Raw genomic sequence first — 3,257 nt, 5'->3', positions numbered from 1 at the left:
ACTGACCACTTGATATCACCATGGAGATATTTACGCCTATCATCAAACAAAGCAATGGTTTAATTATTGACTTACGTTTTAGTATGGGTGGAAGTGACTTAGTGGCATTTTCTATTTTATCTTACTTAATAGATTCAGAATTAGCCTTGGGGGGGAAACAGTTTAAAACATCGACAGGTTACAGTGAACTTCAAAAAATTGTTGTCGCCCCATCAAAAATTAATAATTACACAGGAAGCATTGTTGTTCTAACTAGTCAAAAAACACCTAGTGCGGCTGAAGTATTTCTTTTAGGTTTACAAGCAAGAGGCAATGTTACTTTTATTGGTGAAAGAAGCAACGGAGCTTTTAGCGATGCGTTAACAAAGGCTTTGCCTAATGGTTGGGGGATAACATTATCAAATGAAAGGTATCTCAACTCTCATGGAGAAAATTACGAAAACATTGGATTGCCTGTAGATCATGAATTTGTATTTCTTAATGTGACCAATATTGAAACCGGAAAAGATGTGCAGCTTAATGAGGCAATTAAAGCTTTTAGATAGGTGCATTCGGCGTATAACGAGGCGTTACCAATGTCTGCTGTTAGCACTCTCCAGCGACTCGACAACATAAAATATTGATAATAATTGGCAAGGTATTTTACTGTGTCGGATGGCGTGGCTTCGCCACTTATCAGACCTACGTCAAAATGTAGGTTGGTTAAGCCGAAGGCGTCACCCAACAGAGTATCGATTCACGCCTTGAAGTACAGCAGCTAGCACTTTGCAGTCATAAATAAACTACCCAAACATCAACAAAAAAGGCGCTTCCTTTACGGTAAGCGCCCTTCTGTTGTCTCACTAATTACCTATTTCACGATTGTCATTTCGTCTAACAAGTTTTGTGCATTATCTACTTTATCCATTACCCATAGCATGTAGCGTGAATCAACGTGGATTGAGCGATTAAGCTCTGGGTTGTAATCCCAGTCACCAATAATACTTTCGTAAACACCGTCAAACAGTAAGCCTACAAGCTCTGCTTTACCGTTAAGTGTTGGCGAACCTGAATTACCACCGGTAGTGTCTACATTTGATAAAAAGTTAACGGGTACCGTATTCATGCCACCGGTGTAATCACCATAAAGCTTGGCTTTAATTTGCTCTTGTAACTTTTTAGGTGCATTAAATGGGTCTACATCGGTGTTTTTAGCAAGTAATCCTTCAAGCGATGTAAAGGGTGTTGCTACCAAGCCATCTTGAGGTGAGTAGCCGCCTACGGTGCCATAGGTTACTCGTAGTGTGCTGTTGGCATCGGCGTATACAGGTTTGTTTTTAGCTTTGTTAAACGCAATGATTGCGCTCATTAGCTCTGGGCGAGCTGCTTGTAATTTACCTGCAAGTGCTTTTGATTTATCTTCCTGTGCTTTCATTACTTTAAAGATTGCTTTAGCGTACTGCACAAATGGGTCTTGGCTTTGATTTAGTTGGCTAAACGATTGCTCAAATAATGAATTGCGAACAGTGGCATTATCGAGTCTTGACTGTTCATACATGCTATCAAGTAACGCGCTTTGGGTTGCTTTATCAAACCCATTTTGTACTTTAAATACGTTATCAACCTCGCTAAAGCGCTCTTCTTTTGGAAGTGCTGCATACAGCTCTAAAAAGTGCAGTAAAATAGCTTTATCTACTTTGCTATCATAACGGCGCGTCATGCGCTCAAGCCCTGCTTTAATGCGAGGTAAGTCACGTTCTTGATAACCAGATTCACGTTCGCTATTTGGCTTTTGTTTTTCGTAAGCTAGGCGGTATAAACGTCGTGCTGTACTGATCATCTGTGAGCGATGTACATAACCTAACATACGGTCGCGTTCACTGTGCTCTTGTGATTGCGCAATTAGCTCAGATAGCTCACCTAATATGCTTCCGTATTGTTCTTTACGCTCACCATCACTATTGATCCATTGTGTTAACTCTTGCTCAAACTGTTTTTTGCGCTCAAGCATAGTGCCTTTTTTGAAGCTTTCGATCATCGAACCAAAATTTTTAATATAGTTGTTATAACCTGCAATGGTGCTTTCGTAAGCAATACGCGCTTTACTGCCGTCTTCTGAGTTTTCTTCAATAAGCGACACGTATTTTGAGTTATGAACGCGTGCTTTAGGGTAGCTGTCGTTAAATACGTTATCTACCTCTGTTGCAATGCGGTATCGGTTAGTACGCCCTGGGTAGCCTGTAACCATTACAAAGTCGCCTTCTTGCACGCCTTTGGCACTTACTTTTAGGTAAGAGTCAGGTACGTAAGGTACGTTATCTTCACTGTACTCTGCAGGTTTTCCATCTTTGCCTACATAAGCGCGGTAAAAACCAAAGTCGCCTGTGTGGCGCGGCCACATCCAGTTATCTATATCGCCACCGTATTTACCTACGCCCATAGCTGGTGCGTAAGATAAACGTACGTCTTTAATTTCAAGTGACTTAATTAGGTAAAACTCTAAACCACCATGAAACGAATACACGTTACAACGATAGCTTTCGTCCGCTTCACACTGGGCTACTAGGGCTTTTTCGTTTTTTACTATTGCGTCGTAGCGTGCTTTAGCGCTTAGTTTTTCGATACCTTTATTAACTTTGCCAGTCACATTAGTAACTGTTTCTGTGACGTATACACGTGACCCTGGGGCTGCTGGTAAATCCTCAGCAGGACTTTTAGCTAAAAAGCCATTTTCTAAAATATTGTTCTCAGGCGTTGAATTGTACTGAACAGAGCCATAAACACAGTGATGATTTGTAACCACTAAGCCTTTTGGCGATACAAACGATGCTGTACAACCGCCCAGGCTAATTACTGCATTCATTGGGAATTCGGTCAATTTAGAAATAGATTCAACATCAATTTCAAGCCCTTTGGCTTTTAAAATTGATTCTAACTCTGGAAGTTGGTGTGGTTGCCACATGCCTTCGTCGGCTATGGCACTACTTGAAAGTGATAAAGAAAATGTGGCTGCTAATGTAGCTACAAGAGGTTTTAAACGCATTATAGAATCCTTTTTATTGTTTGTTCGATAGTAACCGATTTACTTATTAAATAATTGAGCCATTACTAAGATGGATAAATGACAAAGTAAAGGGAGCACACACTCCCTTACTTTAAATTAATGTATTTAAACTAGATTTAATACCAATCTGCTTATATATGAAGTCTATTTAACGTTAAGAAAATCACGCTAGAACTAGGCAAAAATTTTTGTATCTAGTTGTTCTAAATAAAAA

Annotated in this window: 2 protein-coding genes; one reads left to right on the top strand and one right to left on the bottom strand. The window is 39.9% G+C overall.

The window, feature by feature from the left end; genetic code table 11:
* Positions 1 to 20: 20 nt before the first annotated feature.
* Positions 21 to 545, top strand: a complete 525-nt coding sequence (locus tag DO88_RS00040) for a S41 family peptidase (RefSeq protein ID WP_033041278.1) — start codon at positions 21 to 23, stop codon at positions 543 to 545.
* Positions 546 to 850: 305 nt separating this feature from the next.
* On the opposite strand, the gene DO88_RS00045 is transcribed toward DO88_RS00040, so the two are convergent.
* On the bottom strand, positions 851 to 3,022 hold the full coding sequence (locus DO88_RS00045; RefSeq protein WP_033041275.1) for a S46 family peptidase: 2,172 nt from the start codon (positions 3,020 to 3,022) through the stop codon (positions 851 to 853).
* Positions 3,023 to 3,257 lie beyond the last annotated feature (235 nt).

It is taken from the genome of Pseudoalteromonas sp. S3431 (assembly GCF_000690035.1).
Lineage (GTDB): Bacteria > Pseudomonadota > Gammaproteobacteria > Enterobacterales > Alteromonadaceae > Pseudoalteromonas > Pseudoalteromonas fuliginea.
Note: the sequence above shows the minus strand (reverse complement) of the source record. Positions and strands in the feature narration are given on the sequence as shown.

Bases quoted from the DNA above. Each gene is read 5' to 3' on its own strand.
- DO88_RS00040 (WP_033041278.1), top strand. From the start codon at position 21: ATGGAGATATTTACGCCTATCATCAAACAAAGCAATGGTTTAATTATT.
- DO88_RS00045 (WP_033041275.1), bottom strand. From the start codon at position 3,022: ATGCGTTTAAAACCTCTTGTAGCTACATTAGCAGCCACATTTTCTTTA.